3 protein-coding genes are annotated in these 2,179 nt (G+C 70.8%); all 3 read right to left on the bottom strand.

The genetic code is table 11. The annotated features are described in order from the left end of the window. A partial coding sequence (locus VGE49_RS07315; protein ID WP_331033903.1) for a cation:dicarboxylate symporter family transporter occupies window positions 1–287 on the bottom strand: 287 nt, incomplete at its 3' end. A 209-nt stretch (window positions 288–496) separates the two neighbouring features. After that, window positions 497–1,828 carry a sensor histidine kinase gene (locus VGE49_RS07310; RefSeq protein ID WP_331033902.1) on the bottom strand — a complete coding sequence of 444 codons (1,332 nt, stop codon included), beginning with the start codon at window positions 1,826–1,828 and terminating at the stop codon, window positions 497–499. Further along, window positions 1,825–2,179 (bottom strand): winged helix-turn-helix domain-containing protein (locus tag VGE49_RS07305; RefSeq protein WP_331033901.1); only part of this gene is annotated, 355 nt, incomplete at its 5' end. The genes VGE49_RS07310 and VGE49_RS07305, both read right to left, overlap by 4 nt.

The raw sequence follows: 2,179 nt of genomic DNA, 5'->3' as shown, positions 1-2,179 counted from the left end.
AGCAGCAGCGACACCACCGAGGCGCCGATGAACCAGGTCATGGTCTTGACGCCGATGCGGCCGACCGAGGCGGCGTCCTCCATGTGGGCGATGCCCGCCACCAGGGTGGTGAAGACCAGGGGCGCGATGATCATCTTGATCAGACGCAGGAAGACGTCGGTGATCAGCGACAGATTCTTGGCCGCCGCCGCCGCCTGATCGGCGCTCAGGGACTGGTTGACCCCCCAGCCGACCAGCACGCCCAGGATCATGGCGCCGATGATGAGGTAGGCGAATATTCGGTTCATTTTCAATGTTCCAACTGCACTCGGCCCACCCCGTCGGAACACCGTCCCCCCGACCGTCCGAGCCTTGTCCGTCCATACGGAAGCGGGGCGGCGGACGCCCGAAACATCCACCGCCCCGCCTCGTTCACATCTTGCTAAAGCCTAACGGCCCGCACGACTAGATCAGAACGACCTGCGAATCTTCGCGTACCCGGGACGCTCCCCGCTCTTCATCGGGCGACGCCGGCAAGGACAATGCCCGGCAGGCGCACCAACGCTCTCGTTCCGTCGACAGGTCCAGGGCGCAGTACGACCGTGCCGCCGCCGCGCTCCACGATCGATCGGCTGATGGACAGGCCCAGCCCGGCGCCGCCGGTGGCGCGGCTGCGCGAGGCCTCCAGGCGACGGAAGGGGGTAAAGACCGCCTCCAGCTGATCCTGCGGCAGGCCCGGCCCTCCGTCGTCGATGACGACGACGACCTCTCCACCTTCCGACGTCACAGCGATCTCGGCCCGGTCGCCATACAGCACCGCATTGTCGATCAGATTGGCCAGGGCGCGCTCCAACTGGTCCCGATCGCCGCGAACCAGATGCTCGCCGTCCGCCACCAGCGTCACGTCTCGTCCCATCGCCACCTGTCGCGCCACGCATTCACGCGCCAGATCGGCAAGGTCCAAAGGCTCGGACGTCCATGGCGCCTCCTCGCCGCGCACATAGGTCAACAGTTGGGCGATCAGCCGCTCCATCCGGGCGATGTCGGCGACGGCGGCCTCGCGCGGGACTTCCGCCAGCCCCTCCACCCGCAGACGCAGGCCGGTCAACGGTGTTCTCAGGTCGTGGGCCACGGCGGCCATGATGGCGGTGCGTTCCTTCAAGGCCTCGCCCAGCCGTTCGCGCATCGCGTCCAATGCACGGGCCGCTTCCGCCGCCTCGCGCGGGCCGCCGACGAAGGCCGTCGCGGGTTCATCGCCGCGCGCCGCCTCGGCCAGCCGTTGGAAGGGCGCGGCCAGCCGTCCCGCCCCCCACAGGGCCAGCGGCAACAAAACGGCGGCGGCGATCAGGAAGGCCAGCCCCATGCGCGACCGCTGCGGCGTCAGCCACGGCGACGGCGGCGCCACCACCGCCCAGCGCCCGTCCGCCTGACGCGCCGCCGCCTCGAAGGAGGCGAAGCTCATCCCCGGCGAAAGGGCCATGCTCGCCAGCAGGGCCTTCAGTCCCTCCGACGGCGCAGGCGGCAGGGAGCCGCCCGCCGGAACGCGCTCGGGACTCAGCGGTCGCACCCGTACCTCGGCCATCGGCGCGTCCAGCAGCACCGCCAGCCCGGCCTGGGCCACCAGAGCCTGGCCGGCGCGCGCGGCCTCAAACGGCGGCGCGGCGACGACGTGACGCCGCCAGCCCGTCTCCGCTTCATCGTTCAGGGCCGCCTGCGCCTCGGCCAGCGTCACCCGCGCGGGCGGCGGGGCGGGAAAGGCTAGGGCGATGACGAAGGCGACCGTCAGGCACAGCAGGATGGCCGCGACAGTGAAGCCCGCCGTCAGGGTGCGGATGGACAGCGTGCTCATCGTCGCACCGTCGCGCGGAAGCGATAGCCCGCCCCGCGCACCGTCTCGATCAGCGGCGCCTGCCCCGGCCGATCCAGCTTGCGCCGCAGACGGCTGACCGCCAGATCGACGGCCCGGTCGAAGTTCTCGGCCAGAGGCCCGTGGGTGTTCTCCAGGATCTGGTCGCGGCTCAGGATACGCCCGCCTGACCGCATGAAGGTCAGCAGCAGGGCGAACTCGCCTGCCGTCAGTTCCACCGCCTCTCCTCCCGGATCGGACAGCCGCCGCGCCTCGACCTCCAGCGTCCAGCCCTCGAAGGCCAGTCCCCGATCCATCGCCTCGTCCGCGCGGACGGGGCGGCGCAGAACGGCG

This window comes from Brevundimonas sp. (assembly GCF_036405315.1).
In the GTDB taxonomy this organism is placed as follows: Bacteria; Pseudomonadota; Alphaproteobacteria; order Caulobacterales; family Caulobacteraceae; genus Brevundimonas.
The sequence above is the reverse complement of the archived record's forward strand: the minus strand, read 5'-3'. Positions and strand labels throughout refer to the sequence as shown.